The sequence below is a fragment of the Actinoplanes subtropicus genome (genome assembly GCF_000721705.1).
Lineage (GTDB): Bacteria > Actinomycetota > Actinomycetes > Mycobacteriales > Micromonosporaceae > Actinoplanes > Actinoplanes subtropicus.
Genome location: NZ_JOJL01000016.1, coordinates 66541 through 93462, shown reverse-complemented (window position 1 = coordinate 93462; position 26922 = coordinate 66541). Strand labels below are relative to the sequence as shown.

Here is a 26922-nt window from a genome sequence, read left to right as displayed (position 1 = left end):
GACGGCTTGCGTCACGCTGTGTGACTGCATAGCGTCCTGAATCGCCGCTGACCCCCGCAGTCCCCGGAGAGAACATGTCGCTGCCCGAAGTCCACCTCGCCGGTGGCACGTGCGCCGAGGCGCTCCGGCTCGTGCCGGTCGCGATCGCCATGCGTGAGCAGGGCCTTGTCACCCCGGTCCTGCTCGCCGGCGGGCCGGAGCCGACCGCCGTGGCCAAGACCTACATCGCCGGCGGGCTCGCCGCCGACGTCACCCTGCCGGCCTCGGCCGACCTCGCGACGGCGCTCCGGCGGTACGACCAGCTGTGGGCGGTACGCACCCCGGCCGCCGTCGTCGTGCGCGGCGACAACCTCGGCGCGGCGCTGGCCGCGTACTGGCGCCGCGTGCCGGTCATGCACATGGACGCCGGGCGTCGCTCCGGCTCGCTGGTCGCCGACGACGCGGACGGCGACCGCCGGCTGCTCGCCCAGATCGCCACCGTGCACCTGGCCCCCGCGCCGCTCGCCGCGATGAACCTGCTCGACGAGCGGGTGGTCGCCGGGGACGTGCTGCTCACCGGCGGCACCGCGGTCGAGGCGGCCCGGCTGCTCGCCGAGCGCACCCGGGAGCCGCTCGTGCCGCGGGCCAACCGCGTCCAGGCGGCCCGGCTGCTGGCCGAGCGCACCGGACGCCCGATCGAACCGCAGGCCAACCGCGTCGTGGTGGCCGGGGTCAGCGCCGAGTTCGAGGAGCCGGTGCGGGCGGCGCTCCTCGCGATCACCGCGAACCAGCCCGACCTGGACGTGTTCGGCGGGCTGACGATGCCGTACCCGGAGCGGTCCCGGCTGGTGGCGGCCGCCGAGGTGGTGCTCACCGACGACGCGGACCTGGCCGAGGAGGCGCTTGCGGCCGGCCGTCCGGTGCTGGTGCCGGGCGACGGTGGCGGCCTGACCGAGGCGATCCACGGGGGCAGCGCCCGGCAGGTCGACGCCGAGGCCGGCGCGATCGTGGCGGCGATGGCCGAACTGCTGGAGAGCCGGGTCCGCCGGGACTCGATGGGCGTCGCCGGCACCCCGTACGGCGATGGTCACGCCGCCGCCCGGATCGCCCAGGCCACCGCCGCGCTACTAGGCCACGGCCAGTTCCCCGACCCGATGCCCGCCCGGTCGCAGGCCGGCGTGCACCACTGAGAGCCAGGAGACGACCATGGACGTTATCGGGTTCTGGACCCGGTCGTGGACCAGCGACGACAGCACCGCCGTCCGCAAGCTGCTCGCGCCGGACGTCGAGGTGGAGTGGAACCTCGACGCGCCGGTCGACGACGAGGAGCTGCTGCAGGTGCAGCACCGGATCGCGGCGTTCGCCGAGACCGTCACGGTGGCCGGCGAGACGCTCGCCGACGACGGGGCGACGCTGGTGTATGACCTGGTCGCGCCGTTCGGCACGGCCCGGATGGTGGAGTTCCTCGCGGTCGTCGACGGCCGGGTCACCGAGGTGCGCCAGGTCTACGACGTGACGCTGCTCGACCGCTACTTCCCGGGTCTCTACGAGAACTGAAATGTCGTACCCCGGGGCTACCGTCCCTCCATGCCTTACGACTTCCAGGTAGTTGTCGACAGCGCCGACCCGCACACACTGGCCGACTGGTGGGCCGAGACGCTCGAGTGGCCGGTCGAGGAGCAGGACGAGTCCGTCATCAAGGACATGGTCGCCCGCGGCTTCGCGACCGACGACGAGACTATGACGCACCGGGGCCGGCTGGTCTGGCGAACCGGGGCGGCGATCCGGCACCCCGAGCCGTTTCCGGGCGGCAAGCCCCGGCGCGTGCTGTTCCAACACGTGCCGGAGGCGAAGACGGTGAAGAACCGCCTGCACCTCGACGTGTGGGTGGGCGCCGACCAGCGGGACGCCGCGCGCGACGCGTTGGTCGCCCGCGGCGCCACCTACCTCTACTCGCAGTCGCAGGGCCCGCATTCGTGGCACACGATGGCCGACATCGAGGGCAACGAGTTCTGCATCAGCTGAGGTCAGCTGACCGGCGACACGCGGTCGAGCAGGGCGAAGAGGGTGGTCCAGTGCCGCTGTTCGGCGGCCGCGTCGTACATTGCGGTGTCGCTCATGGTGAAGCCGTGCGGCGCGCCCTCGTAGACCTCGGAGGTGTACGTGACGCCGGCGTCGGCCAGTGCCGCCTCGAAAATCTTGATCTGCTCGGCCGACATCGACCGGTCGTGGTCGGCGAAGCCGAAGTAGACCTCGCCGGTGATGCTGCCGACCGCGAGGTGTGCGCTGTCCGGCTCGTCGGTGACGATCCCGCCGGCGTGGTAGCCGGCCATCGCCTTGATCCGGTCGGGGCGCTGCTCCATCGCGCGCAGCGCGTTGCGCCCGCCCATGCAGTAGCCCACGGCCACCACCGGCCCGGCGGCGACGCCCGGCTGGGCGGCGAGGAAGTCGAGGTAGGCATCGGTGTCCGCGCCGACCCGGGCCGGCGTGAGCAGGTGCATCATCGGCATCAGCCGGCCGAAGGCGGCGCCGCGCTTCTCCGGGTCGGTCAGCTCCTCGGCGCTGACCAGCGGCGGCCGGGCGCTGCGGTAGAGGAGGTTGGGCACCAGCACGGCGTAGCCGCGCTCGGCGATCCGCTCGGCCATCTCCTGCAGCCGTGGCCGCAGCCCGAAGGCGTCCATGAACATCAGCACGCCCGGGAACGGGCCGTCGCCATCCGGCTTGACCAGGTACGCGTCCGCCGCGCCGTCCGCGGTCGGAATCTGCACGGCTGTCATCTGCATCTCCGCATCTCCTTTGATCATGGGCAACCTAGCACCAACCGGGGAGGCATCCCCGGTCCGATCGGTACCCTGTCCCCCATGGCCACTCGACTCCGCGCCGACGCCGAGCGCAACCGCGCCGCGTTGCTGGCCGCGGCCCGGGAGGTCTTCGGCGAGCAGGGGCTGGACGCCTCGCTCGACGAGATAGCCCGGCGGGCGGGCGTGGGCAACGCCACGCTCTACCGCCGCTTCCCCACCCGCCGCGACCTGATCGCCGAGGTCTTCGCCGGCCAGATGACCGAGTACGTCGAGCTGGCCGAGCTCGCGCTGCACGAGCCCGACCCGTGGGACGCGTTCGTCGGCTACCTCACCCGGCTCTTCGAGCTGCAGGCCGCCGACCGCGGGCTGGCCGAGTTACTGGTCTCGACCGGCTTCGACGACGACGAGCGGCTCTCGGCGCTGCGCACGGCCGCCCAGCGCGGGGCCAGCGAGGTGATCGCCCGGGCCCAGCAGGCCGGCGTCCTGCGGGCCGATTTCACCCGGCGGGATTTCGGCCTGCTGATGCGCGCGAATGCCGGCGTGGTGCGCGCGTCGCTCGAGCCGGACGCCTGGAGACGCCAGCTCGTGCTGCTGCTGGACGGCCTCGCGAGCCGGTGACTCGCCCGCTACCAGCGGTCATTTAAGGATGTTTAAGGTCCATACAAGGTCGTTTAAACGCCCCGGACCGAAGAATCGACTCCCATCGTCAATCCCTGCGATCGGAGTCATCCCATGCAACGCAGCCGTCTGCGTCTCGCCATCTACGCCTCGGCGGCCGTGGTCGCCGTCGGCGGGGGCGTCGGCGCGGCCGTCGCGGCCACCACCCCGACCACCAAGGCCGCGGGCGTGCTCACCGCTACCTTCAGCAAGGACAGCGACTGGAGCACGGGCTACCAGGCGAAATACACGATCACGAACGGCACCGGGGCGGCCGTGAACGGCTGGCAACTGGCCTTCGGGCTGCCGTCGACCGCGAAGCTGGGCAGTTTCTGGGACGCCACGATCACCACCTCGGGCGGCGTCTCGACCGCCAAGAACCCGAGCTGGGAGACCTCGATCCCGGCCGGCGGCACGGCCTCGTTCGGCTTCGTCGTGGCCGGCAGCGGCGCGCCGACCAGCTGCACGATCAACGGCGCGTCCTGCTCGGGCGGCGCGACGCCGACCACGGCGCCGACGACCAAGCCGACCACGACCCCGCCGACCACGAAACCGACGGCGACGCCGACCACCAAGCCGCCGACCACGGCACCCACCACCACGCCGCCGGCCACCACGCCGCCCAGTGGCGGGAAGGTGCTGGTCGCCCCGTACGTGGACATGGGTTTGCTCTCGAATGGCACTACCTCCCTCGCCCAGCTGGGCAGCAGCGGGAACCTCAAGTCCTTCAGCCTGGCCTTCGTGACCAGCGCCGGCTGCAAGGCGAGCTGGTTCAACGCCTTCGACCCGCGGCAGAAGCAGTTCGCCGACCAGATCGCGGCGGTACGCGCGGCCGGCGGTGACGTGAAGGTGTCCTTCGGCGGCGCGACCGGCATCGAGCTCGCCCAGGCCTGCACCAGCGTCTCCGCGCTGCAGGCCGAGTACCAGGCGGTCGTCTCGGCGTACGGGCTCAGGTACATCGACCTGGACATCGAGGGCGCGGCGGTGGCCGACCCGACCACGATCGCCCGCCGCTCGAGCGCCCTGGCCGCCCTGCAGAAGGCCAACCCGGGCCTGAAGATCTCGCTGACCCTGCCGGTGCTGCCCGAGGGCCTCACCGCCGACGGCCTCAACGTGGTCAAGTCGGCCAAGGACGCCGGCGTGGACCTGGACCTGGTCAACATCATGGCGATGGACTACGGCCGCTCCGGCCAGGACTACGGCGATCTTGCCATCCAGGCCGCGAAGTCGACCAAGGACCAGATCAAGTCGATCTACGGCAACAGCGACGCCGCCGCCTTCAAGATGCTCGGCGTCACCCCGATGCTCGGCCAGAACGACGACGGCGGGAAGTTCCTGCAGAGCGACGCCAAGGACCTGGTCGGCTTCGCCAACGCCAACCACCTCGGGTTCCTCTCGTTCTGGGAGCTGAACCGGGACAAGAACGCCTGCACGGGCGCCCTCTTCCAGTGCACCAACGTGAGCCAGGCCCCGTTCGAGTTCAGCAAGATCTTCGCCGGCTTCACCGGCTAGGAAGCATTCCTCTCATCCCCAGTAGGGAGGGGGAGCGCGGCTCCGGGCCCCCACCCGGAGCCGCGCTCTTTCTATGGCTAGGCGAAGCCGCGGCCCGCGTTGGCCAGCGCTTCCTCCGCGATCTCCCACAGCGAGGTCCCGACCGGGGCGTCGAGCCACATGTTGAACGAGACCCGCAGCGCCGCCAGGAAGGCCGCGGCGGTCATCCGCGCGCGTATCCCTCGCGGGTCCGCCTCGGCCATCCGGCCGGCCACCTCGGCGGCCAGCTCGCGTTCGACCCCGGCGAACGTCTGCACCTGCGCGGCGATCAGCGTCGGATGGCTCCGCAGCAGCCGGCTCTGCGCCACCCGCCGGGCGTCGAGCTCACCCAGCTCGCCGTTGAACGTGGCGGCGGCCGCGGTGAGTGCCGCCCACGGCGACTCGGCGGTGGGCCGCGCCCGCACCGCCTCGATCAAACCCCGGATCCGGCGGGAGTCGCCGTACATCAGCGCTTCCTCTTTGCTCCCGAAGTAGTTCGAGAACGTACGCCGGGAGACGCCGGCCTCGTCGGCGATCGCCTCCACGGTGATCCGATCCAGGCCGTGCTCGGTCGCCAGCCGGACCGCGGCATCGTGCAGGGCCTGCCGGGTGGCGGCCTTCTTCCGTTCGCGCAGCCCCGGCTCCGCCGTCGTGCTCATGGACGAAGCGTACCGGCGTGTGACTTGCTTCTCAATGAGAAAGATTGCGCAATGCGCAAGCTTCGCCGGTTGTTGCTGAAGAACATGAGTACGAAACCCATGACGCACCGCCAGATCATGGAGGCCCTCTCCGGCCTCCTGCTGGTCCTCTTCGTGGCGATGGCCAGCTCGACCATCGTCTCCACCGCGCTCCCGAGGATCATCGGTGCGCTCGACGGGTCGCAGACCCAGTACACCTGGGTGGTCACCGCCAGCCTGTTGACCGCCACCGCCTCGACCCCGATCTGGGGCAAGCTGGCCGACCTCTACAGCAAGAAGCTGCTGGTCCAGATCTCGATCGTGGTGTTCGTGCTCGGCTCAATGGTGGCCGGCATGAGCCAGACCGCCGGCCAGTTGATCGCGGCCCGCGCCTTCCAGGGCCTGGGCATGGGCGGTGTGCAGGCGCTCGTGCAGATCGCGATCGCCGCGATGATCCCGCCGCGGGAACGCGGCCGATACAACGGCTACCTCGGCGGCGTGATGGCCGTGGCCACCGTCGGCGGCCCGCTGCTCGGCGGCCTGATCGTCGACACCAGCTGGCTGGGCTGGCGCTGGTGCTTCTACATCGGCGTGCCGATCGCGGTGATCGCGCTGGTGGTCCTCCAGAAGACCCTGAACCTCGCGGTCATCAAGCGCGAGAACGTCAAGGTCGACTACGTCGGCGCCACGCTGATCGCCCTCGGCGTGAGCACGCTGCTCGTCTGGGTGTCATTCGTGGACAGCTCGTTCGCCTGGCTTTCCTGGCAGACGTACGCGATGGTCGGCGCCGGCCTGGCGATCCTCGCCCTCGCCGTCCGGGTGGAGACCCGGGTCGCCGAGCCGGTGGTCCCGATCCAGATCGTCAAGCAGCCCACGACGGCTCTGTCGATCATCGCGAGCCTCGCGGTCGGCATGGCCATGTTCGGCGGCTCGGTCTTCCTCGGCCAGTACTTCCAGATCGGCCGCGGCTACAGCCCGACCGAGGCGGGCCTGCTGACCATCCCGATGATGGCCGGCGTGCTGGTCTCCTCGACCGTCGCCGGACGCCTGATCAGCATCAGCGGCCGGATCAAGCCGTACCTCGTCGCCGGGACCTTGATCCTGGTCGGCGGTTTCGCCGGGCTCTCGCTGCTCGACCACGACACCAGCCTTTGGTACGTCGGCGGCGCCATGGCGCTGGTCGGCATCGGCGTCGGCATGACGATGCAGAACCTCGTGCTCGCGGTGCAGAACACGGTGGCACTGAAGGACATCGGCGCGGCCAGCTCGACGGTGGCGTTCTTCCGGTCGCTCGGCGGCACGATCGGCGTCTCGGTGCTGGGTGCCGTGCTGGCCCACCGGGTCACCGACAACCTGACCCACGAGCTCGCGGCCGCCGGTGTTCCGGCGAGTGGCGCGTCCGCCTCGAGCACGCTGAACCTCTCCGCGCTGCCGGCCGCGATCCAGCACCTGGTCCGGGTCGCGTACGGCGACGCCACCGGGCACATCTTCCTGATCTCGGCGGCCATCGCGGTGGTCGGCGTGATCGCGGCGCTGCTGATGAAGCCCACGGCGCTGCGCTCGACGGTCGATGCCGTCCAGCCCACGGAGGAGCCCGCCGGTGATTCACCCGGCGTGGCGCGAGATGGATCACGTGGGCGCGCCGAAGATCTTGCGCTTACCGAGAGCTAGCCTTTGTAAGCGGAGTGCTGTTGGGAGGGGTGGACCGGGTGGACGAGGAGCGATTATCCGCTGCTCTCCTGGAGCTCGAGGATGAGATCAACTGGGACGCCGCGGCGATGCTCGAGCGGGCCGTCCACCTCGAGCGGGAGGCGCGCGCCCTCGGCGACGAGCTGCTCGTCGCCCGAGCCCGGCTCGCCCAGGCCAACCTGCACATGCGGGCCGGCGACGTGGCCGAGGCGGCCCAGCGCATCTGGAAGGTGCACCAGTGGGCGATCGAGCACGACGCCCGCCGGCTGACCGCGCGTACGCACCTGGTCTGGGCCAACATCCACCGGCACCTCGGCGATGCCGCGCAGTGCCTGGAGCATTCGGTGCTCAGCGTCGAGCTGCTCGACGAGACCGCGACCGACCACATGCGGATCTGGCATCGGGCCAAGCTCGGCGACGCGCTCAGCCTCAGCGGGTCGATGGACGCCGCCCGGCTGCGCTACCGCCAGGCCGCCGACCTGGCGATCCGCCTGGGCCGTCCGGATCTTCTGCTCGCCGTCCTGAACAATCACGCGTACGCCGAGTTCGCGGCCGGCCAGCACGAGGCGGCCCAGCGGCTCGCCGCCCGGCTGCAGGAGGTCGCCGAGCGGCACGGCTTCGAGCTCGACGCCTCGCTGCTGGACACGATCGGCGCCATCCAGATCGAGAACGGGCAGCACGCCGAGGCCGAGAAGACCCTGCTCGCCTGCATCGACTGGCACAACGACGGCAACCAGGACGACGCCGACGCGCTGCCGGAATACCTGCTGACCCTGGCCCGGGCGCAGCGCGGCCTCGGCGCGTACGGCCGGGCCCAGCGCAGCCTGGCGGCGTCCCGCCGGCTCTGTGCGGAGCGCGAGCTCGGAAACGTGCTGGTCCGGGTGCACCAGGAGCAGGCCGAGCTGCACGCCGCCCAGGGCCAGTTCGCCGAGGCGTACGCGACGCACAAGCTGTTCTTCGAGGCCCACCAGCGGCAGTATTCGCTGCAGCGGGAGGCGCAGGCGCGGACCAGGCAGGTGATGTTCGAGACCGCCGAGGCCCGGCAGGAGGCCGAGCGGTTCCGCGAGCAGGCCCGCCGTGACCCGCTGACCGGCCTGCGCAACCGGCGCTACCTCAACGAGCAGCTGCCCGGGCTGATCGCGACCGACCCCGGCCTGACCGTGGCGATCGTCGACATCGACCACTTCAAGCGGATCAACGACGAGCTCTCGCACGACGTCGGCGACCAGGTGCTGGTGCAGGCGGCCAAGCTGCTGGAGACCGAGCTGGCCGCGATCGCGCCGGACGGATTCGTGGTGCGCCTGGGCGGCGAGGAGTTCGTGCTGGTGCTGCCGGAGACGCCGGTCGCCCGGGCCGTCGATCGGCTGGACGGGCTCCGGCGTACGCTCCGGGGCTTCGCCTGGGAGTCGCTCACCGCGGGCGTTCCGGTCACGGTGAGCATCGGCGTGGCCGGCGTCGCGGACGCCGCGAAACCGACTCAAGCTGCGCTTTTGTCCATTGCGGACCAGCACCTGTACGCCGCCAAGCACGGCGGACGCGATCGCGTGGTGTGGTCCGGCGCCCGGCTGGGCCGAGCCTCGGCGGCCTGACGAACATTGCCGGGGGCGGACCGGGAACCGCCCTTGGGTAGCGGTCCCCGGCCAGTACCCCCTGATCCACCGAGCAGGCGTGAGTTACTCGGCAGCGGGTGGACCGGTCGGGCGGCCAGGCACGGGGGAACCAGACCGCCCGACCGGCGTCGGGCGCGCCCTTAAAGGGCGCTTGCGGGTGCTTCGGCGTTACACCCGCAATCGCGGCCTCTTCCGCGCCAGCGGGGCCGGAAGGCACTCCGCTCGTATCAGTATGTGGCGGCGGCCGGCCCACAGGCCGGCCTCGTTGAGCTCGACGGCCTCCGCCTGGAGCCAGGTGGCGCCGTCGCGGATGACCGATCTTTCCCAGGCGACGTGCACAATGCGTAACCGAAGCGTACCGCTGCCATGACGATAGTCCGACTCCGCGAACTCGTGCGCGGGCCAGCGGGGCAGGCGCGGCTCGAGGCGGCCGCCGCGGAAGATGAGCGCCGTCGGGACGGGCACCGGCGGGCCGGGCAGCTGCCCGGCGCGTCGGCCCCGCGCGCAACGCAGCAGATCACTCGCGCGCGTCGGAATCACCCTCCTCGGCCGGCGGCCGAGGAGCGGCCGACGTGGCATCGGGGCGGCTCAGGGCATACCTGACGCCGCCAAATCGGTGGGTCACCACGGCGGCTCGGGTCGTCGCGGCGAGCACGTCATCGGTCGGTGGCTCGTCTCGGTAGACGAGCGGCGGGTTGCCCCGACGCGGCGTTTCCGCCCCATCGGGGTCGCCCGGGTCAACATGTTCGGGGCCGATGTTGGGTATGGACATCTCGTCACCTCTCGCTCGGACGCCCCCGCCAGGGAGCCCATCGCCGAGGCCGCAGACGCCGTTTCCGCGACCGAGCCGTCACTTAAAGATGTCACCCTTAGTGACACCCATAGAGTTCCGTACGTGCGTTATCATGCTCACAATCACGTGAGTACGCAAGGCCAAATGCACGTGCATTTGCACAACGTGTGATGCGGCGGTTGCCACGAGAGACCACCTCCGGCCGATCCCCGGGCGGAGCAAACCAAGGGAGCTTCGAATGACGCACGCGGTTAACGGCATCCCCGCCGGCCAGTTGGACGGTGTCACCTGGCAGAAGAGCCGGCGCAGCAACCCCAGCGGCAACTGCGTCGAGTGCGCCGTGCTGCCCACCGGCGAGGTCGCCGTGCGCAACTCCCGGGACCCCGAGGGGCCGGCGCTGATCTACACGCCGGCCGAGATCGAGGCCTTCATCCTGGGCGTTCGTGACGGCGACTTCGACAACCTGCTCTGATCTCGCTCACTGAGCAGCCAAGCGAAGGGCGCCGGGCGTGACGCGCTCATAGCCGCGTCACGCCCGGGCCGAATCCGACAATCCTTCGACACGCGGCCCAAGGCCCCCCGCCAAACGCCTGGCCGCGCGAACGACGAAGGGCCGCGTCACCCCGCGGCCCTCGCTTTGATTTCCTTCTGGCGTACGCCGTCAGGCCGGCCGGCCGACCTCGTGCAGGAGCTTGCCGAGGATCTCGGGCGTGTGGTTCGGCGGCTCGGCGTCGATGCAGACCCGCTCCATCGCCATCGCGTACTGGTCGACGTCCTCGCGCTTGTCCAGGTAGATCGCGCTGGTCAGCTGCTCGACGTAGACGACGTCGGGCAGTTCCGGCTCGGGGAAGCGCAGGATCGCGAACGGCCCGCCAGCGGCGGCATGCCCGCCCGCGTTGAACGGAATGATCTGCAGCCGTACGTTCGGCTTCTTCGCCGCCTCGATCAGGGCCTCGATCTGCGCCCGCATCACCTCGACGCCACCGATCGGGCGGCGCAGCACGGCCTCGTCGATGACCGCCCACAGCTGCGGCGCATCCGGCCGGTCGAGGACCTGCTGGCGCTGCCGGCGCAGCTCGACCCGGCGATCCATCTGCTCAGGCGTCACGCCGGCGTGGCCGAGCATGATGACCGCCCGGGAGTATTCCGGGGTCTGCAGCAGGCCGGGGACGAACTGGATCTCATACGTACGGATCAGCGACGCGGCCGCCTCGAGCCCCAGGTACGACTGGAACCAGCTGGGCAGGATGTCGCCGTACTGCTGCCACCAGCCGGGGTTGTTCGCCTGGCGGGCCAGGACGAGCAGCGCCTCGCGCTCGTCCGGATCGTTCACGCCGTAGAGCGTCAGCAGGTCGGCGACGTCGCGTTCCTTGAAGCTGACTCGGCCGAGCTCCATCCGGCTGATCTTCGAGCCCGAGGCACGGATCTCCCACCCGGCATCTTCCCGGGTGATCGCTTTGGTTTCCCGCAGACGGCGGAGCTGGGCACCGAGCAGGATGCGCAGCACTGTCGGGCCGCTGCCCGGTGCCTCCTCCTGCGAACCCGCGCTCACCTGACTCCTCGTCATCGCTGTCCAGGGCTGCCGGCCGCAGTCCCTACGCATCCTAAAGGGGAGATCGTCCGCAACGAAACAGCACCAGCGTATCTCCGGAGCGTGACGCTCGAAGCATTCGCCCGGTGCGGATGCACGTGCAGACGGCCTTGCGGACGCACCGCATGGCGAGGATGATAGCTGACAGAAACGCTCCGCCCGTTGACACACCGTGCTGGCTGGCGAGGCGTGCCACACAGTTCGGCTTCTCGGCCGACGCGTACCGGATGGATGGCTATCAAAGTCACCCTGACGACCGAGTCCCCGAGATTTGGAGGGTCATCTCGATGTCCATGGCACCGTCCCCGCCTCCGCACGCCACGCCGACGACACCTGTCACGCCGACGATCGCCCCACCCCAGCGCGACCCGGCCGATGTGGCCCCCGCCGACAGCTACCACCCCGCCGACCCGGTCTGGGTCTACCGCGACGGCTGGCGCGCCGGGATCATCGAGGCGGCTTCCCCCCGCGCCGTGACCGTGACGTATCGCCCCGGCGCCCACCGTGGCACCGGCGTCGACACCTTCACCGCCCCGTACGTGACGGCCCGCTCCTCGGAGGACGCGCTGGACAAGCGCGATCGCGGCCGGCGGATCACCCCGGCCGGCCTCCCGCTGCGGGGCTCGGCGGCATGACCGGGGCCGTGGCGGTCGCGGCCCTGGTGGGCCTGCTCAGCCTGCTGAGCGGGGTGGCCCTGGGGTGGTATCTGCGGCGGTCCAACGACTGGTGCCCGGCCTGTGGCAACCAGCTCGCCTGTGAGGGGTGCGGATCGGGGGCGGCGTGGCCCAAGCGTTCGCTCGCCTCGACGACGCAACAGCACTGAGTAAGAGAGAAAGACAGAGCCGGCGCACTCGCGCCGGCTCTTTGCGTTTCCCCGGAACGGGTGAAATGCTGCCGCCAGCCGACTACGGACAGTGAGCATGGGCCGAGAATCGCTGCCGGCTAATCACCCAATGGGTCGAAATTGAAGTTGTGACGGAACAAGTCCTACTCCCTCTTGAGGCCTCAACGGCGGCAAAGTCGCAGGTGGCGGCGCCTCTCCGAGCCGTTTGGGGTGCTCGTCCGGTTCGCGGAAGAGGGGCAAATCCCGGAAAAGGGCGTCCAATCTCGACTTAGATGCGGTGAATGCGGCCACCGAGAGGTTTTCCGATCAGTGCGAATACGCCGTGGTCTCGTCCGCCGCCGTTCCGCTCAGGGGCGCGGGTCCGGGTCCTTGCTGCGGGACTTCAACTCGGCGACCTCGGCCTGGAGCTTGCGGATCTCGCGCAGCAGGAGGGCGATGTCGGCCCGGGTGGCGGCGCCGCCCGGACGCTCGTTGTCCGAGACCCGGTCGACGATCCAGCTGGCCAGGGAGCCGGTGGTGAAACCAATCAAGCCCAGGCCTCCGACCATCAGGGCGAGCGCGACCAGGCGGCCCTCGACCGTCTGCGGGTAGAGGTCGCCGTACCCGACCGTGGTGATCGTGCAGACCGCCCACCACAGGGCCTCCGGGTAGCTCTCGATGGTGCTGCCCGGGTGGCCGCGCTCGGCCTCCAGCACGGCCAGGCCGGCCACCAGCACGATCAGCACGGTGCCGGCGATGACGTAGACGGCCAGGCGGCCCCGCGTCCAGTGGGCGGCGTGCCGGTTGATCACCCGGAGGGCGTTGAGCAGGCGCAGGGCGCGCAGCGGGCGGAGCACGGGCAGGACCAGGATGGCCAGGTCGAACCAGTGCGACCGGATGAACCAGGACTTGTCGATCGCCAGCCGCAGGCGGATCAGGTACTCGACGCAGAAGATGGCCCAGAGCCCGACGTCGGCGAACTCGCAGGCGCGGCGCGCGACCGGGTGCATGGCCGGGTCCAGGATCGGCCAGGCGTATACGGCGATGAACAGCACCGAGAGCATGGTGAGGGGATAGGCGGTCGCGCGTTCCCACCGGCGGAGTCGGTGCTCAGAGCTGTGGCGTTCGGAGCTCATGATCGCAGCTTGCCTGATCAATGTTGCGGTTCGTCGGGCTTTTCGACCTTGGCGGGGGCGTTCGGGGGCTTTGCCGGGGCTACGGGGCGGCCTCTGGTGGCTTTCGCCGGGTTCGCTGGAAAGTCGGGGGCGAGGCGTTGGCGAGAAGTGCGGTTCGGCGGCCGCTGCGGGTGGGGCGTTGTCGCGCGTACGGTAAAAGCAGTCTGCTCTTGATCTGTCTGGGCAGATGGCGAAACCGGGCGTTTCGCGGGCGGGGCGCCGGGTAGCCGGTGGGGCGGAGGTGGTCCCCCGTGCTCGAGCCCAACGAGAAGGCGGCGTTTGACGGCATGGTCTGCCGGCTGCGCGCGGATGATCCCAAGTTTTCGCAGAAGGTCGACCGGATGTGCCGGCCTCGTCGACGCTTCTACCAGACGATGGCCATTCTGCTGTGGACGATGGCACCGTTCAGCATCTTCTACGGCGGCTGGACCGGCGTTTTCATGGCGATCGTGGGCGCCGCGTATGGCGGACACCTCTGGATCAAGCGGGGTGGCGGCGGGGGTCAGATGTTGGGCTCGTCCGCCCGCCGTCCCAGGACTAGCTCCAGCTAGACCCGGTCAGCCGCTCATATACCTCGATGTACCGGTTACGCGTGGCCTCGACCACCTCATCGGGAATCGCCGGGCCCGGGTCGGTGCGGTCCCAGTCGAGGCCGCCGGACCAGTCGCGGAGGAACTGCTTGTCGAGGTAGCGCTGGGTGCCGCCCGGTTTCCACTCGTCGGCGGCCCAGAATCGGGACGAGTCGGGCGTCAGGAGCTCGTCGGCCAGCTTCAGGGCGCCGTCCTCGGCCAGGCCCAGCTCGATCTTGGTGTCGGCGATGATGATGCCGCTCTTCTGCGCCACCTCCTGGCCGCGGCGGTAGACCTCCAGGGTGATCCGCCTGAGCTCGGCGGCGCGGGCCTTGCCTACCTCGGCCTCCACATCGGCGTAGGTCATGAACTCGTCGTGCCCCTCGCCGACGGGGGCTTTGGTCGTCGGCGTGTAGATCGGCTCGGGGAGCTGGGAGGCCTCGATCAAGCCAGGCGGCAGGCTGACGCCGGAGATGGCGCCGTCGCGCTCGTACTCCTTGAGGCCGGAGCCGGCCAGGTAGCCACGGGCGATGCACTCGACCATGACCATGTCGAGGCGCTCGCAGCGGATGGCCCGCCCTTGCCATTCACCCGGCACGTCGGTGGCGGAGATGACGTGGTTGGGGATGACGTCGCTGAGCTGGTCGAACCACCAGAGGGAGAGCTGGGTGAGGATCTTGCCCTTGTCGGGGATGGGCGTGGGCAGGATGACGTCATAGATCGAGATCCGATCGGAGGCGACCAGGAGGAGGTCAGCGCCGTCGGTGTAGATGTCACGGACCTTGCCCGAGTGCAACAGCTCCACGTGCTCCCCTTCGCGACACTCGCCCGTTTGCCAGCCTTACGCTATCCGACCCACCGGAGCTAGACAGACGGCGCCCGTAGATCAATGGGGCAGACTGACGCGGTGAGTGACGACCTGGTGGCGGGCCTGTACGAAACGGTGATGACCGAGGCGCTCGAGGCACAGCTCGAGGCGGTCGACGCCTCGCTGGTTCGGCGGGTCCGGTTGCGCGACGCCGAGGCGCCCGACCGCATCGCTCAACTGCTGGCCCGGCAGGTCATTCGAGCGCTCGAGGCCGTGCCACAGAGCGACCGGGTCGCTGTCGGCATCGAGGTCGCCCAGTTGCTGACCGACACGCTGGCCGCTCGGCTTCCTAAGGTCAACGTGGGGAACGATCGGCCCACGGCGCCGGGCGAAGTGCTGGACGCGATCGGCGAGTGGCAGGCGGACAACTCCGTCCGGTTCCCCGGCCGTCCGCTCATCCCGCTGCTGGACACAACCCTACTGACCAACGCGCCCGGCGAGCCGCGGGTCGGCAGCCAGGTGCTTCAGGAGATCGAGTCGGCGGACGCCATCGACATCGTGATGGCGTTCGTTCGCCGGAGCGGCCTGCGGCCCCTCCGCGACGCACTCCGGCGGCACCTCGAGAAGGGCAAGCCACTCCGGCTGCTCACCACCACGTACACCGGTTCCACGGAGGCCGCCGCGTTGGACGAGCTCGTCGGCATGGGCGCCCGGGTGCGGGTTTCCTACGACATTTCCACGACCCGGCTGCACGCCAAGGCGTGGCTCTTCCATCGGCACAGCGCGTTCAGCACGGCGTACGTGGGCTCGTCCAACCTGACCCATTCGGCGCAGAACGCCGGCATGGAGTGGAATGTCCGGGTATCCGCGGCCCGTAACCTCGACGTGATCGACAAGATCGAGGCCGTCTTCAACACCTACTGGGAAAGCGTCGACTTCGTCGAGTACGTCAAGGACGAGTTCGAGGAATCGCTCGATCGAATGCGCCGCTCCGACAAGCGCGAAGCGGCCGTCCTCAGCCCGGTCGAGATTCGCCCGGAACCCTTCCAGGAGCGTCTGCTTGAGTTGATCGAGGTATCGCGGCTCAAGGGGCGTCACCGCAATCTGCTGGTCTCCGCGACCGGCACCGGAAAGACCGTGATGGCGGCCGTTTTCTACGCCCGACTGCGAGCGAAGCTGCCGCGGGCGCGTCTCCTCTTCGTGGCACATCGCCGCGAGATCCTGGAAAAGAGTCGGGCAACGTTCCGGCAGACCCTGCGCGATCATGCGTTTGGCGAGATGTGGGTGGACGGCTCCCGCCCACAGGACTTCGACCACGTCTTCGCCTCCGTGCAGAGCCTGACGCACGCCAACCTCGACCGGCTCGCGGCCGATCACTTCGATGTGGTCATCATCGACGAGTTCCACCACGCGGCCGCGCCGTCCTATGAAACGCTACTCACCCGGCTAGCGCCTCGCGAGTTGCTCGGGTTGACGGCGACGCCGGAACGGACCGACGGGTTGCCGATCCTCCATTGGTTCGGCGACCGCATCGCGGCCGAGCTACGGCTTTGGGACGCGATCGAGCAGCATCGGCTCTCGCCCTTTCTCTACTACGGCATCCATGACGGCACTGACCTGAGCGACGTGCCGTGGCGACGGGGTCAGGGCTACGACGTCGAGGCGCTGACCGACAAGTACACCGAGAACGACGGCTGGGCCCGACTCGTCTTTGCGCAGCTCGCCGACCACGTCGACGACATAGCCACGATTCGGTGCCTAGGGTTCTGCGTCAGCGTCGCGCATGCCCACTACATGGCTGATCGGTTCGTGGAGCTGGGAGTCAAGGCAGTCGCCGTCTCGGGCAAATCCTCGGATCGGGAGCGTGAAAAGGCGTTGGCCGACTTGGCGGCCGGCCGCGTTCAGGTGGTCTTCTCGGTTGACCTATTCAACGAGGGCGTCGACATCCCCACCGTGGACACGCTGCTGATGCTGCGCCCGACCGAGAGCGCCACACTCTTCCTTCAACAGCTCGGCCGTGGGCTGCGGCAGGCTCGAGACAAGTCGGCGTGCACGGTCCTCGACTTCGTGGGCACGCATCGTCGGGAGTTCCGGTTCGATCGCCGCTACCGCGCGCTGCTTGGTGGTAGCCGCCGCGAGTTGGAGCGAGCGATCGAGAACGGCTTCCCGTTCCTGCCGGCCGGCTGCCACATGGAGTTGGACCGAGTCGCCCAGGAGATTGTGCTGCGCAGCATCCGGGAGGCGGTTCCGTCGACGTGGCGGGTCAAGGTCGAGGAGTTGCGGACGCTTCATCGTGATCGCAGTGCCGTGTCGCTCACCGAATACCTGGACGAGACCGGGCTTGAGCTCGCCGACATCTACGCCAACAACCGCACGTGGTCGGAGATGCTGGAGGCGGCCGGGGTGCCGGTGGCGCCGGCCGGCAGGTATGAGCAGCCACTGCGTCGAGCGGTCGGGCGCCTCCAGCACATTGACGACCGCCAGCGCCTCGACGGATACCGCGCGCTGCTCGACGGCGGAAAACCGGACACCGAATCGATGAGTAGAACCGAGCGGCGGCTGCTGCGGATGCTGGTGGCTAACCTCGGCGATCAGGTATTGACCGACAAGAATGGGCTGAAGGACGCTTCCCTCCAACGCGGCGCCGACATGGTGTGGGCGCATCCGCAAGTGATCTCCGAGCTTCGCGAGCTCGTGACGACGCTGCACGACGCCCCGAACCATCTGCAGCACGCCGCCCTCGACGGGATCCCGCTGCAAGTGCACAGCCGGTACACCCGGTTGGAGATGCTGGCCGCGGTCGGTGAGGAGACCCGCGCCAAGACTCCGGAGTGGCGCGAGGGCGTCTATGACGCGTCCGCGGTGCGAGCCGACCTGCTGGCCTTCACGCTCGACAAGACCAGTGGCGACTTTTCGCCGACTACCCGCTATCGCGACTACGCCATCAGCCCGGAGCTGATCCATTGGGAAAGTCAGTCGACCACCTCGGCGGACAGTCCGACCGGGCGTCGTTATCGGGAGCACGTCAAGATGGATCGCTCGATTCTGCTGTTCGCACGGGCGAGCACCGACGATCGGGCGTTCTGGTTCCTCGGGCCGGCTACGTATGTGAGCCACGAGGGCGAGCGGCCGATGGCGGTGACGTGGCGACTGCATACGCCACTCTCCGGTGACCTGTTTGCCGCCTTTGCTGCTGCGGTTGCCTAGGAAGTTGATCAAAAGGTTCTAGGCATGGGGCTACGGACGATCAAGGTTCCATCGGGACCATGCCTGAACGGACTTACGGGGAGATCGATGGATTCCCACCTGGCTCCACGTTCACCAGTCGCGAAGATCTCGCCGCAACCGGCGTGCATCGGCCCCTCCAGGCCGGTATTTGCGGAGGTCGGGACGGCGCCGAATCCATCGTCGTGTCCGGCGGATACCCCGACGACGAGGATTTCGGCGACGAACTGATCTACACCGGGCAAGGCGGCCTGAAGGGTAGAAAGCAGGTCAAGGACCAGGAGCTTAAGTCGGGAAACATCGGGCTAGCGCGAAGTGCCATCGAGGGCTATCCGGTGCGGGTCATCCGCGGCGAAGGCGGCGACACCTCCTACTCGCCCGCGAAAGGCTTGCGTTACGACGGCCTCTATCGGGTTGTGGACTTCTGGCATGAGACCCGCAATAGGCGCCGCATTTGGCGCTTCCGGCTGGTCGCGGAGGACGAGCAGGGCCTCGATCGGACCGAGCCGGGACGGCCAACCCCGACCGCTCGTCGAGCGACGACCATCCAGCGCATCGTGCGCAGCACGGCTAAAGCGCAGCGCGTCAAGCTGATCCACCGCCACCAGTGCCAGGTGTGCGACCTCGCCATCAGCACGCCGACCGGCGACTACGCCGAGGCGGCGCACATCAAGGCTCTCGGCAAACCACACAACGGACCGGACGAAGAGAGCAATATCCTGTGTCTGTGCCCCAACCACCACGTCATGTTTGACGCCGGCGCTATCTACATCGACGAGGTTTGGATGGTCTGGGACAGCGCGAACGACCAGCCGATTCGCGAACTACGGCGTCATGGCCGACACAAAATCAACCGCACCTACGTGGAGTACCACCGAAAACACCATGCTCTTTCCCGGGCTCAGGGTGCGTAGCTTAACAGGACGCCCTGGTTGACGACTACCAGGCGGCCGCCCGCGACGACGTCGTTGCCGCGGTAGGTGGGGGCTATGGCGACGCCGGTGACCGGGTTGAGGATGGGGCCGCCCAGGTAGAGGAGGTCGGCTGCGCGGACCGGCTGGGAGAGGGGCTTGGGCAGGGTGCGGGACCACAGGCTGCGGCCGCTGGGCACGCTCAAGGCCTCGACCACGCCGCCGACCACGCGGAAGACTCGCCAGCCGTCCGTGGCCAGCAAGTCGTTGGAGGCGCCGCGCGCGCTCCACAGCACGGCCCCGGTTGCGGCGCTGATTGCCGACAACGAGCCGCCGTTGGTGACCAGGAAGCGGTCGCTCGTAGGGGTCGCCGCCTTGGCTAGCCAGAAGCCTGGCTTTGTCCACAGGAGAGCGCCCGTCGTAATGGCCACCGCTGAGGTGTGGTGCGTATCCGTCAGGAGGAGGCGGCCGTTGGCGGAGACGTTCGTGGCCTGGAAGCCGGCCTTGCGCCAAGCCACCTTCCCGTCCCCGATGTGGTACGCGATGGTGGCCTGCGCATCCGACGGGGAATTGCCGGAGATGACGGCCATTCCCTTGTCGACGGCCAGGGAGTACACCGGGATGTCGGTCTTCACTTTCCAGCGGACGTGGCCGGTGCTCACGTCCAGAGCGACGACCAGGCCGTTCGGGTCGCTCTGGGAGAAGCAGTCGCTGGTGCCGAGGATCAGGCTGGTGCCGTCGACGGCCATGGCGGGCGTTTCGGTGCCGACCGGGTCGGGCCAGTTGAAGTGCCAGGACGGGGCGCCGGAAGCGGCGTTGTAGGCGGAAATGCCGTACTGGTCGGTGGCGATCACGCGGCCGGCGGCGACCAGCGGGGCCGAGAAGCCGGCGCAGGCGGCCTGTTTGCGGAGCTGGACGGTCCAGCTGCGCTTCAGGTGGGCGATCGTGCCCAGGGTGATCGCCGACTCGTGCGGGTTGTAGTAGCTGTCCTCGGCGTCGTAGCCGGGGTGCGGCCATTCGGCGGGAGTGGCCGCGCGGGCCGGCCCCGGGAAGCCGAGCGTCAAGATCAAAAGCCAGACCAAGGATGGTGTACGCACGGCGCGACCGTACGTCCCAAAGGGGTGCTGACGTGCGGAAACGGCGGAAGGCGGCCCGAAAGTTCCCCGAGACGGGCCGCCCTCCGTCTCTCACCAGCGCGACTGACCCTAGGGCGGGCCGTCATAAAGGAGCCTTAACGGATCCGAAAGGCATCATGAAACCAGTTGGGGGCCGAACATGATGCCGACCCGGGCGCCGCCGAGGGGACTGCGGGCGATCACCAGCCGGCCGGCGGCGGAGGAAGCGGCGCGGCGGACGATGTCCAGGCCCAGGCCGGTGGAGCCAGCGCCGCTGAAGCCGCGCTGCACCGCCCGGGACGGGTCGGGGATGCCGGGGCCGGCGTCGTCGACCAGCAGGCCGGCCGGGGAGATGCTCACCCGGAAGGCGGTGCGTTCGGGGGTGTGCGAGAAGACGTTACCGAGCATCGCGTCGACGACCAGGATCAGCTCGCTGCGCGGGAGCGGCAGCATCACCGGCACGTCGCCGCCGACCACCTCCCACGGGCGTTCCTGATCTTCGGCCAGCACCGACCAGAAGGCCAGCCGGTCGGCCAGCACCTCGACCAGGTCGGTGCGCTCCTGCCCGCGGGCCTCGACGCCGAGCCGGGCGCCGGTGATGATCGCCTCGAGCTCCTCGTCGAGCAGGTCGCAGGCCTGTCGCATCCGGTCGGCCACCGGGCCCGGTGGCATGGCCTCGGCGTCCAGGCGCAGCGCGGTCAACGGCGTACGCAAGCGGTGGGAAAGGTCCGCGGCCAGCTCTCGTTCCTTGTCCAGGAGGCTGCGCAGGTCGTCGGCCATGGTGTTGAAGGCGTTCGCGGCGTCGCGCAGCTCGCGCGGCCCGATCGGCTCGACCCGGGTGGCCAGGTCGCCGGCGCCGAGCCGGCGGGTGGAGCTGGCCAGCTGCCGGGTGGCCCGCACGAGCTGGCCGCCGAGCCGGTCGGCGAGCAGCGTCGAGCCGGCGACCAGCACGATCGCCAGGCCGCCGAGGATGAACCAGGCCGTCCACACGCCGCGGCGCATCTCGGCGTCCGGCACGTAGACCTCGACCACCACGGTCCGGCCGTCGGTCAGCACGGTCGGCTGCAGGTAGGCGACCCCGCCGGGCGCCGGCGCCAGCACCGAGCGGCGGTCCTGCGCGGCCAGCGAGATCTGCGCCTGGTCGGTGTGCGAGACGCCGATCGGAGAGACATCCGGCAGGTGTACGGCGAGCCGCCCCGCACTACCCGCGGCCGTGCTCGCCACCGCGTTGGTCAGCAGCGTCGGATCGGCGTCCACCCCGAGCACGGTGACCAGCGAGGTGGCCTGTTGCCGGGCGTCGCTGACCGCCCGGTCGTGCGCGATCTGCCGGGTCGCCACCGCCAGGGGCACGAGAAACGCGAGCGCCACCATCGAGGTGATGGCCAGCGCGAGCCGGTTCAGAGCCCATCTCATCGGGGATCGACCATCATCACGCCGACGCCGCGCACGGTGTGCAGGAACCGGGGCTGCGCCGCCGTCTCCCCGAGCTTCCGGCGCAACCACGAGATGTGTACGTCGATGGTCTGCTCCTCGCCGATCCGGGCCTGGTTCCACACCTCGTTCATCAGTTCCCGCCGGCTGATCACCTGGCCGACCCGCTCGGCCAGGTAGGCCAGCACGTCGAACTCGCGGCGGGTCAGCTGCAGCGGCTGCCCGCGCAGCTCGGCCCGGCGCTGCCGGGGGTGGATGACCAGCTCGCCGACGACGATCTCCTGCTGGATCGGCTCCGGCGCGGTGCGCGCCCGGCGCAGCACCGCCGCGATCCGGGCCAGGATGTGCCCGCCGGAGAACGGCTTGGTCACGTAGTCGTCGGCGCCGGCGCTGAGCAGGCTGATGATGTCGGACTCGGAGCGGCGCGCGGTGGCCACGATGACCGGCACGTCGGAGACCGAGCGCATCATCCGCAGCGCGTCGGTGCCGTCGATGTCGGGCAGCCCGAGGTCGAGGATGACCAGGTCGGGCCGCTGCTCGGTGACGATCTTCAGCGCTTCCGCGGCGCGGCCGACCGGCCGCACGACGTGCCCCGCATCGGTCAGCGCGCGGGAGAGCGCGGCCGTGATGATGCGGTCGTCCTCGACCAGCAGGATCAACGCCATGGCGTACACCATAGGGGCATCTGAGACCATGGTTACGTGGGATCTTCCCGGTGGACTCCGATCGCGGGGTGGGCGGCCGCCACCGCGACCAGCATCGTGCTGGCCAGCGCGGCCATCCTGCCGGTGCTGCGGGCGAGCGAGCCGCAGGACTCCGCCCTCGCCCAGCTCCCGGCGGCGGCGACGAGTTTCCCGGCTCCCTTGCCGAGTGTGACCACGCCCGAGACAAAACCGGGCGCGTCACCGACCAGCCACCGGCCGCGGACCAGCGCGGCCACGCTGAAGCCGACGACCAAGCCGGCGACCAAGGCCACCGCGCCGCCGACCACGACCGAGGACGGCTGGACGGTGACCACCGCGGACGACGGGCTGCGCACCTATGTGCGGTCGTTCCAGTGCGCGGGCGGCCAGGCGGTGATCAAGGTGACCTCCGACTCCGTGGTCTCGCTGATCACGGCCACCCCGGCCGACGGTTTCGCCGTGGAGAAGGTGCAGAACACGAAGGACAACCTGGCCGTCTACTTCAACGAGACGAACCACAGCTTCATCATCCACGTGACCTGGTTCACCGATAAGCCGTTCGCCGAGGTCAGCGAGGTCGGGAAGTAACGCTCCGGAGCGGGTCCTCCACCAGGGCGTACGTGAGAATCGCCAGCACCACGCTGAGCAGCACGAGCCCGGCCCGGGTGAGCCCGGTGAGCGGCCCGAAGGCCTCGGCCGCGATGGTCAGCACCGGCCAGTGCCAGAGACCGAGCGAGTACGAGATGCGGCCCAGCCAGCGCAGCGGCGCCACCCCGAGGATCGCGTCCCCGCGCCCGGCCAGCACCAGCACGGTGGCCACCACCGCCAGCACCGCGGCCGGCCCGGGGTACGGCGTGCCGTCGTCGAAGGCGAGCGCCGCCACGACGATGCCGGCCAGACCCGTCCCCGCCAGCGCGGCGGACACGCCGGCCGGTATGCGATCGAGGCGGCCGGCCACCAGCGCGAGCAGGCAGCCGGCCCCCACCTCCCACGCCCGGCCGGCCGGCGAGAAGTACGCCGGGGAGAAATACGCCGAGCCGGCCAGCGACGCGACGAAGGCGAGCGCGAGCACGACCGGTATGGCGTGCCGCAGGCCCAGCCAGATCAGCAGGGCCAGCAGCGCCGGCCAGACGAAATAGAACTGCTCCTCGACCGCGAGCGACCAGAAGTGCTGGAGCGGCGAGGGCGCGCCCGGCGACTCCAGGTAGTCGACGCCCTGAGCGGCGAAGTTGAAGTTGGACGCGAACAGCGCGGCCCACCGGCCGTCCGAGGCGATCTCGTCGCCGCGGAGCGAACCGAGCCAGTGGTAGCCGGCCAGGGTCACGGTGACCAGCACGACGCTCGAAGCCGGGAGGATGCGCCGGGCGCGGCGGCCGTAGAAACGTAGGAGCGCGAGGCGACCGGTCGCGGCCATCTCGCGCAGGAGCAAGGAAGTGATGAGGAACCCGGAGATGACGAAGAAGACGTCGATCCCGAGGTAGCCGCCCCCCAGGCCGGGCAGGCCGGCGTCGTAGAGGACGACCGCGGCGATCGCGATCGCGCGCAGCCCCTCGATGTCCGGACGGAAGGGGACCGCGGGCCCGGCCGCGCGAATCGCGACCGGGCGTACCTCGGTTGTCGTCCCTGCCATCGCCGAGGACATTAGCAATCAGATAGGTCGAAATCGGGCATTGACTCGACGATGACGCGTCCGGCGGGAAGATTTCCGAACGCCCGGCGCGATCCGGCGGCCCATGGTATTTCGATCGACTTGACCATAGCTGTCACCCTGGCCTTCGGCTCGGACGAAACGGGCGTCACCGGTCGGTGAAATGGCTCGATGTCCTCATCGGACTGTTGCGGCCGGCCGCCGCCGAATCCCGCGCCGACTTCGTCGGCCGCACCTGCGTCATCCGCACCGGGCGGGTGACCGGCACCTTCGGCCAGGCCGAGGTGCACGCCGAGGACGGCTCCTCCGCCATCGTGCAGGTCCGCCAGGTCGGCGCGGACGACCTGCACGCGGGCGTCGTCGCCCTGCTTTACGAATACGACCCGGCGGGCGAATTCTTCTGGGTCATTCCCTTCGACATCGCCATGAAAGGCTATTGATGGACGCTGTCTCCACCGGTCGTGCCATCCTGATTGTCGTCGTCCTCGTCGCTCTCGGCGGGCTCTTCTTCCTGAGCCGCCTCTTCCGCAAAGTCGAGCAGGGCAAGGCGCTGATCATCTCCAAGGTTCGGCGGGTGGACGTCACCTTCACCGGGGCCGTCGTGCTGCCACCAGGAGACCCGGCGGCGGTACCTGGTTTTCAACACGCGGACCCGGGACGTGCGGCGGCCGGACGGGATCGGGCAGGCGTGCCGGCGACTGCCCGAGGACCAGGGGATCATCTTTCCCGGCGGGTACTGCCTGGCCACCGGCGTGGCCCGGACGTTCGACGCGGAGACCGCGGATCTCGAATACGAGCGGGTGGTGCGGTCGGTCAACGGCGAGGACGTGCTCTACGTCTTCCACGCCCGCCAGACCGGCCGCTACCTGCTGCTCCCCTACAACGTGATCCGCAAGGAGGTCGCCACCCCGATCGCCTGCTGATCGGGGACAACCTGGCGCGGCAGATCGGGGCGGCCGAGCTCGCCGAGCGGATCGTGCCGGCCATGAACGACGACGAGGTCGAGGCGGTGCTCGACGACCACTACGCCGGCGAGGCGCAGACGCTGGCCTCGGCGCCGAGGCGAACCTGCTGAAGCTGGCCGAGCTGCGCGGACGGATGACCCCCGCGCAGGTGACCCGGTGGGCCGAGGTGAAGGCGGCCTACCTGCGGGCGAAAGCGCTGGGCGGCAGCGGCGAGGACCCGGTCGCCCGGGCGGTCGGCGCGGTCGGCCTGCTCGCCGATCGGGTGGGTGACATCTCGTCCGCGATCGGCCGGCTGCGGTCTTCTTGATCCGTTCCGGCTATCGTTCGGGCATGGATGGAGTTTCGGTGTTCCGCCTGGCCGACGTGGTGGTCAAGCACGCGCCCGCCGACCCCGGGGACGTGGTGTCGGGCGAGCCGACGCTCGGCACCACCCTGGTCACCACGCTCGGCGACACCGGGGTGGAGATCGGCGTCTGGGAGATGAGCGTGGGCACGGTCCGGGACGTCGAGGTGGACGAGGTCTTCGTCGTGCTGGCCGGCTCGGCGGTCATCTCGGCGTCCGGCTCGTCGGTGGCGGTCGGGCCCGGCGATCTGGTCAGGCTGACCGCCGGCACCGCGACCACCTGGGAGGTCACCTCCCCGATCCGCAAGCTGTACGTGGCCTAGCCACCGACCTTCACGCGCGGGCGGGCCTCGCCAGGCTGGTACCCCCGCCGGATCCGCCGTCGGGTGAACCTCATCCGGAACACCAGTCCGATCATCTCGAAACCGAGCTTGAGCGTCTTGCCGAGGTCGCCGGTGACCGACGACACTCCGACCCGCTGCTGGTAGTTGACCGGGACCTGGACGAGCTTGGACCGCATGATGACGGCCAGCAGCAACATCTCGAGGCCGTACGCCGACCCGTCCAGCCGGGACTTGTCGAGGATCATGTCCGCCTGCTCCCGGCTCATCACCCGGAAAGTGCAGCCGACGTCGCTCAGGTACGAGGTGTTGTACAGCACCTCGACCATCTTGGCGACGGCCCAGTTCCCCCACTGGAGGAACCAGCCCATGTTGGCGCCCTCCCAGATGAAGTTGGAGACCGTACGGGACCCGATCACGTAGTCGCACTCGGACTGGAAGGCGAGCAGCTTGTGCAGGTCGGCGGGCTTGAACGTGCCATCCGGCTCACAGATCGCGATGAGGTCGGTGTTCGCCTCGCGCAGCCCTCGCTTGATCGCCGCACCGTAGCCCTGTCGCGTCTCGATGACCTCCCGGGCCACGGTCTTGGCGACCTCGTCCGACGTACCCTCGGCGGCATTGTTGTTGACCACGATGATCTCGTCGACGAGTCCCAGGGCCGCGAACTGGTTGACGACCTCGGCGATGCTGTCCTTCTCGTTGTACGTCGGGAGTACGACCGACAGCGACTTGCCGTTCCACATCGGGGCTTACCTCCGTCGGATGCGATGGACTGACTAGCGGGCCGCGACGAGCAGCATCTGACCCGCGAACGGCTTGACGGGCGATCGCAGGTACCACGGGACGAGAAAAGTGAGCTTGGAGCCGCGGGACTTCATGGTGAGCGGCAGGAAGCGCGGCAACACCTTTTCGACGGTGAAGCCCTCGGAGACCAGATAGTCCTGGAGTGACTGATCCGTGAAGATCGCGACGTGGGTGAAGTCGTCGAAGTACCGACCCGGGTTCAGCCGGAAGTTGGGCTGCAGGAGAATCAGCCGGCCGCCCGGCCGCAACACCCGGCGGGCCTCCCCGAGAAGCCGGGACGCGTGCTCGCGGTCCAGGTGCTCCAGGAGGTTCGAGGCGAAGACGAGGTCGAAGCTGCCGTTCTCGAAGGCGCTGAGGTCCGTGCAGTCACCGACTACGGGCGTCACATGGCTCGCCGCCGCACGCTTGACAGTCGCGTCAAGATCCATCGCCACGACCCGCCGCGCCCGCACGTTGTTGGCGAAGTCGCACCAGCCGGCTCCGAGCTCGAGGACCTCCGCATCCGGCGTTATCCAGCGCGCGAGGTACTCGCAAAGGTGTTTCCACACCTTTGCCCGGTTTTCGTCATGCGTGAGCCTGGTCTCGAAGTAGCCACTGACATAAACGCCGGTGTCGGTGTCGGCGTCAGCACGATTGTCGCCCTCGAGTCCGGTTTGGACCGGAACGTCGGAGGGCTCAGGGTCGGTTTGCGGCACGGGGCAGAACCTTAGCGTCTCGACCTGCACTCTTTGAAGTCCGCGGAGGTACAGATCAT

30 protein-coding genes are annotated in these 26922 nt (G+C 69.4%); 18 read left to right on the top strand and 12 right to left on the bottom strand.

The window, feature by feature from the left end:
- Positions 1-74 precede the first annotated feature (74 nt).
- The 3 genes from IH26_RS0122115 to IH26_RS0122105 are packed head-to-tail and all read left to right on the top strand — an operon-like array spanning position 75 to position 2004.
- Entirely contained in the window at positions 75-1169 is a 1095-nt protein-coding gene (locus IH26_RS0122115; protein ID WP_030438137.1) for a UDP-N-acetylglucosamine 2-epimerase, read from the top strand.
- Between the two features lie 16 nt (positions 1170-1185).
- Positions 1186-1536 carry a hypothetical protein gene (locus IH26_RS0122110; protein WP_030438136.1) on the top strand — a complete coding sequence of 117 codons (351 nt, stop codon included), beginning with the start codon at positions 1186-1188 and terminating at the stop codon, positions 1534-1536.
- Positions 1537-1566: 30 nt separating this feature from the next.
- Complete coding sequence (locus IH26_RS0122105; RefSeq protein ID WP_030438135.1) at positions 1567-2004, top strand: VOC family protein; 438 nt, start codon at positions 1567-1569, stop codon at positions 2002-2004.
- 2 nt (positions 2005-2006) lie between these two features.
- Here IH26_RS0122105 and IH26_RS0122100 read toward each other — a convergent pair whose 3' ends face one another.
- The gene (locus IH26_RS0122100; RefSeq protein ID WP_030438134.1) at positions 2007-2762 is read right to left on the bottom strand and encodes a dienelactone hydrolase family protein; all 756 of its coding nucleotides are present in this window, start codon (positions 2760-2762) and stop codon (positions 2007-2009) included.
- 78 nt (positions 2763-2840) lie between these two features.
- On the opposite strand from IH26_RS0122100, the gene IH26_RS0122095 reads away from it, so the two are divergent.
- Positions 2841-3398 carry a TetR/AcrR family transcriptional regulator gene (locus IH26_RS0122095; protein WP_030438133.1) on the top strand — a complete coding sequence of 186 codons (558 nt, stop codon included), beginning with the start codon at positions 2841-2843 and terminating at the stop codon, positions 3396-3398.
- Between the two features lie 114 nt (positions 3399-3512).
- Positions 3513-4949, top strand: a complete 1437-nt coding sequence (locus tag IH26_RS0122090) for a cellulose binding domain-containing protein (RefSeq protein WP_030438132.1) — start codon at positions 3513-3515, stop codon at positions 4947-4949.
- Between the two features lie 77 nt (positions 4950-5026).
- Here IH26_RS0122090 and IH26_RS0122085 read toward each other — a convergent pair whose 3' ends face one another.
- Positions 5027-5626 carry a TetR/AcrR family transcriptional regulator gene (locus tag IH26_RS0122085; protein WP_030438131.1) on the bottom strand — a complete coding sequence of 200 codons (600 nt, stop codon included), beginning with the start codon at positions 5624-5626 and terminating at the stop codon, positions 5027-5029.
- Between the two features lie 99 nt (positions 5627-5725).
- Between IH26_RS0122085 and IH26_RS0122080 the strand changes: the two genes are divergently transcribed.
- The 3 genes from IH26_RS0122080 (at position 5726) to IH26_RS0122065 (ending at position 10208) form a co-directional block, all read left to right on the top strand.
- A complete protein-coding gene (locus IH26_RS0122080; RefSeq protein ID WP_030438130.1) occupies positions 5726-7315 on the top strand; it encodes an MDR family MFS transporter in 1590 nt (529 codons plus the stop codon).
- 38 nt (positions 7316-7353) lie between these two features.
- Positions 7354-8922: a GGDEF domain-containing protein gene (locus IH26_RS0122075; RefSeq protein WP_030438129.1), complete on the top strand. Its 1569-nt coding sequence runs from the start codon at positions 7354-7356 to the stop codon at positions 8920-8922.
- Between the two features lie 1052 nt (positions 8923-9974).
- Positions 9975-10208: a DUF397 domain-containing protein gene (locus IH26_RS0122065; protein WP_030438127.1), complete on the top strand. Its 234-nt coding sequence runs from the start codon at positions 9975-9977 to the stop codon at positions 10206-10208.
- A 189-nt stretch (positions 10209-10397) separates the two neighbouring features.
- On the opposite strand, the gene IH26_RS0122060 is transcribed toward IH26_RS0122065, so the two are convergent.
- The gene (locus IH26_RS0122060; RefSeq protein ID WP_051808388.1) at positions 10398-11303 is read right to left on the bottom strand and encodes a helix-turn-helix domain-containing protein; all 906 of its coding nucleotides are present in this window, start codon (positions 11301-11303) and stop codon (positions 10398-10400) included.
- A 311-nt stretch (positions 11304-11614) separates the two neighbouring features.
- Between IH26_RS0122060 and IH26_RS0122055 the strand changes: the two genes are divergently transcribed.
- Positions 11615-11962, top strand: coding sequence for a hypothetical protein (locus IH26_RS0122055; protein ID WP_245665377.1), 348 nt, complete (start codon positions 11615-11617; stop codon positions 11960-11962).
- Positions 11959-12150, top strand: a complete 192-nt coding sequence (locus IH26_RS0122050; protein ID WP_030438124.1) for a hypothetical protein — start codon at positions 11959-11961, stop codon at positions 12148-12150. Before IH26_RS0122055 ends, IH26_RS0122050 begins: the two co-directional genes overlap by 4 nt.
- Before the next feature lie 368 nt (positions 12151-12518).
- Here the strand turns inward: IH26_RS0122050 and IH26_RS0122045 are convergent, their stop codons facing one another.
- Positions 12519-13286, bottom strand: coding sequence for a potassium channel family protein (locus IH26_RS0122045; protein WP_030438123.1), 768 nt, complete (start codon positions 13284-13286; stop codon positions 12519-12521).
- 290 nt (positions 13287-13576) lie between these two features.
- Between IH26_RS0122045 and IH26_RS0122040 the strand changes: the two genes are divergently transcribed.
- Entirely contained in the window at positions 13577-13876 is a 300-nt protein-coding gene (locus IH26_RS0122040; protein ID WP_030438122.1) for a DUF3040 domain-containing protein, read from the top strand.
- Here the strand turns inward: IH26_RS0122040 and IH26_RS0122035 are convergent.
- Complete coding sequence (locus tag IH26_RS0122035) at positions 13863-14699, bottom strand: phosphoribosylaminoimidazolesuccinocarboxamide synthase (RefSeq protein ID WP_030438121.1); 837 nt, start codon at positions 14697-14699, stop codon at positions 13863-13865. The genes IH26_RS0122040 and IH26_RS0122035 overlap by 14 nt on opposite strands.
- A gap of 102 nt (positions 14700-14801) precedes the next feature.
- Between IH26_RS0122035 and IH26_RS0122030 the strand changes: the two genes are divergently transcribed.
- The gene (locus IH26_RS0122030) at positions 14802-17909 is read left to right on the top strand and encodes a DUF3427 domain-containing protein (protein ID WP_211268727.1); all 3108 of its coding nucleotides are present in this window, start codon (positions 14802-14804) and stop codon (positions 17907-17909) included.
- Positions 17910-17968: 59 nt separating this feature from the next.
- Positions 17969-18841 carry a YDG/SRA domain-containing protein gene (locus IH26_RS0122025; RefSeq protein WP_034215820.1) on the top strand — a complete coding sequence of 291 codons (873 nt, stop codon included), beginning with the start codon at positions 17969-17971 and terminating at the stop codon, positions 18839-18841.
- Here the strand turns inward: IH26_RS0122025 and IH26_RS0122020 are convergent.
- The 3 genes from IH26_RS0122020 to IH26_RS0122010 all read right to left on the bottom strand — a co-directional run bounded on the left by IH26_RS0122020 (position 18829) and on the right by IH26_RS0122010 (position 22049).
- On the bottom strand, positions 18829-19935 hold the full coding sequence (locus IH26_RS0122020; RefSeq protein ID WP_084598992.1) for an outer membrane protein assembly factor BamB family protein: 1107 nt from the start codon (positions 19933-19935) through the stop codon (positions 18829-18831). The two genes, IH26_RS0122025 and IH26_RS0122020, sit on opposite strands and share 13 nt — an antisense overlap.
- Before the next feature lie 153 nt (positions 19936-20088).
- Entirely contained in the window at positions 20089-21366 is a 1278-nt protein-coding gene (locus tag IH26_RS0122015; protein WP_034215819.1) for a sensor histidine kinase, read from the bottom strand.
- The gene (locus tag IH26_RS0122010) at positions 21363-22049 is read right to left on the bottom strand and encodes a response regulator transcription factor (RefSeq protein WP_030438116.1); all 687 of its coding nucleotides are present in this window, start codon (positions 22047-22049) and stop codon (positions 21363-21365) included. Before IH26_RS0122010 ends, IH26_RS0122015 begins: the two co-directional genes overlap by 4 nt.
- A 36-nt stretch (positions 22050-22085) precedes the next feature.
- Here IH26_RS0122010 and IH26_RS0122005 point away from each other — a divergent pair, with 36 nt between their 5' ends.
- Complete coding sequence (locus IH26_RS0122005) at positions 22086-22655, top strand: hypothetical protein (RefSeq protein WP_030438115.1); 570 nt, start codon at positions 22086-22088, stop codon at positions 22653-22655.
- Here IH26_RS0122005 and IH26_RS0122000 read toward each other — a convergent pair.
- A complete protein-coding gene (locus IH26_RS0122000) occupies positions 22636-23697 on the bottom strand; it encodes an acyltransferase family protein (protein ID WP_169789795.1) in 1062 nt (353 codons plus the stop codon). The two genes, IH26_RS0122005 and IH26_RS0122000, sit on opposite strands and share 20 nt — an antisense overlap.
- A 206-nt stretch (positions 23698-23903) precedes the next feature.
- Between IH26_RS0122000 and IH26_RS0121995 the strand changes: the two genes are divergently transcribed.
- On the top strand, positions 23904-24155 hold the full coding sequence (locus IH26_RS0121995; protein WP_245665375.1) for a hypothetical protein: 252 nt from the start codon (positions 23904-23906) through the stop codon (positions 24153-24155).
- On the opposite strand, the gene IH26_RS59930 is transcribed toward IH26_RS0121995, so the two are convergent.
- On the bottom strand, positions 24149-24361 hold the full coding sequence (locus IH26_RS59930) for a hypothetical protein (RefSeq protein ID WP_157437320.1): 213 nt from the start codon (positions 24359-24361) through the stop codon (positions 24149-24151). The two genes, IH26_RS0121995 and IH26_RS59930, sit on opposite strands and share 7 nt — an antisense overlap.
- A gap of 13 nt (positions 24362-24374) precedes the next feature.
- Between IH26_RS59930 and IH26_RS0121990 the strand changes: the two genes are divergently transcribed.
- The 3 genes from IH26_RS0121990 (at position 24375) to IH26_RS0121975 (ending at position 25346) form a co-directional block, all read left to right on the top strand.
- Complete coding sequence (locus IH26_RS0121990) at positions 24375-24638, top strand: DNA repair ATPase (protein WP_030438112.1); 264 nt, start codon at positions 24375-24377, stop codon at positions 24636-24638.
- 175 nt (positions 24639-24813) lie between these two features.
- A complete protein-coding gene (locus tag IH26_RS62185) occupies positions 24814-24987 on the top strand; it encodes a hypothetical protein (protein ID WP_157437319.1) in 174 nt (57 codons plus the stop codon).
- Between the two features lie 23 nt (positions 24988-25010).
- Complete coding sequence (locus IH26_RS0121975) at positions 25011-25346, top strand: cupin domain-containing protein (protein WP_030438111.1); 336 nt, start codon at positions 25011-25013, stop codon at positions 25344-25346.
- Here the strand turns inward: IH26_RS0121975 and IH26_RS0121970 are convergent.
- Complete coding sequence (locus IH26_RS0121970) at positions 25343-26107, bottom strand: glycosyltransferase family 2 protein (RefSeq protein ID WP_030438110.1); 765 nt, start codon at positions 26105-26107, stop codon at positions 25343-25345. The two genes, IH26_RS0121975 and IH26_RS0121970, sit on opposite strands and share 4 nt — an antisense overlap.
- Positions 26108-26140: 33 nt before the next feature.
- Complete coding sequence (locus IH26_RS0121965) at positions 26141-26863, bottom strand: class I SAM-dependent methyltransferase (protein WP_030438109.1); 723 nt, start codon at positions 26861-26863, stop codon at positions 26141-26143.
- Positions 26864-26922: the final 59 nt, after the last annotated feature.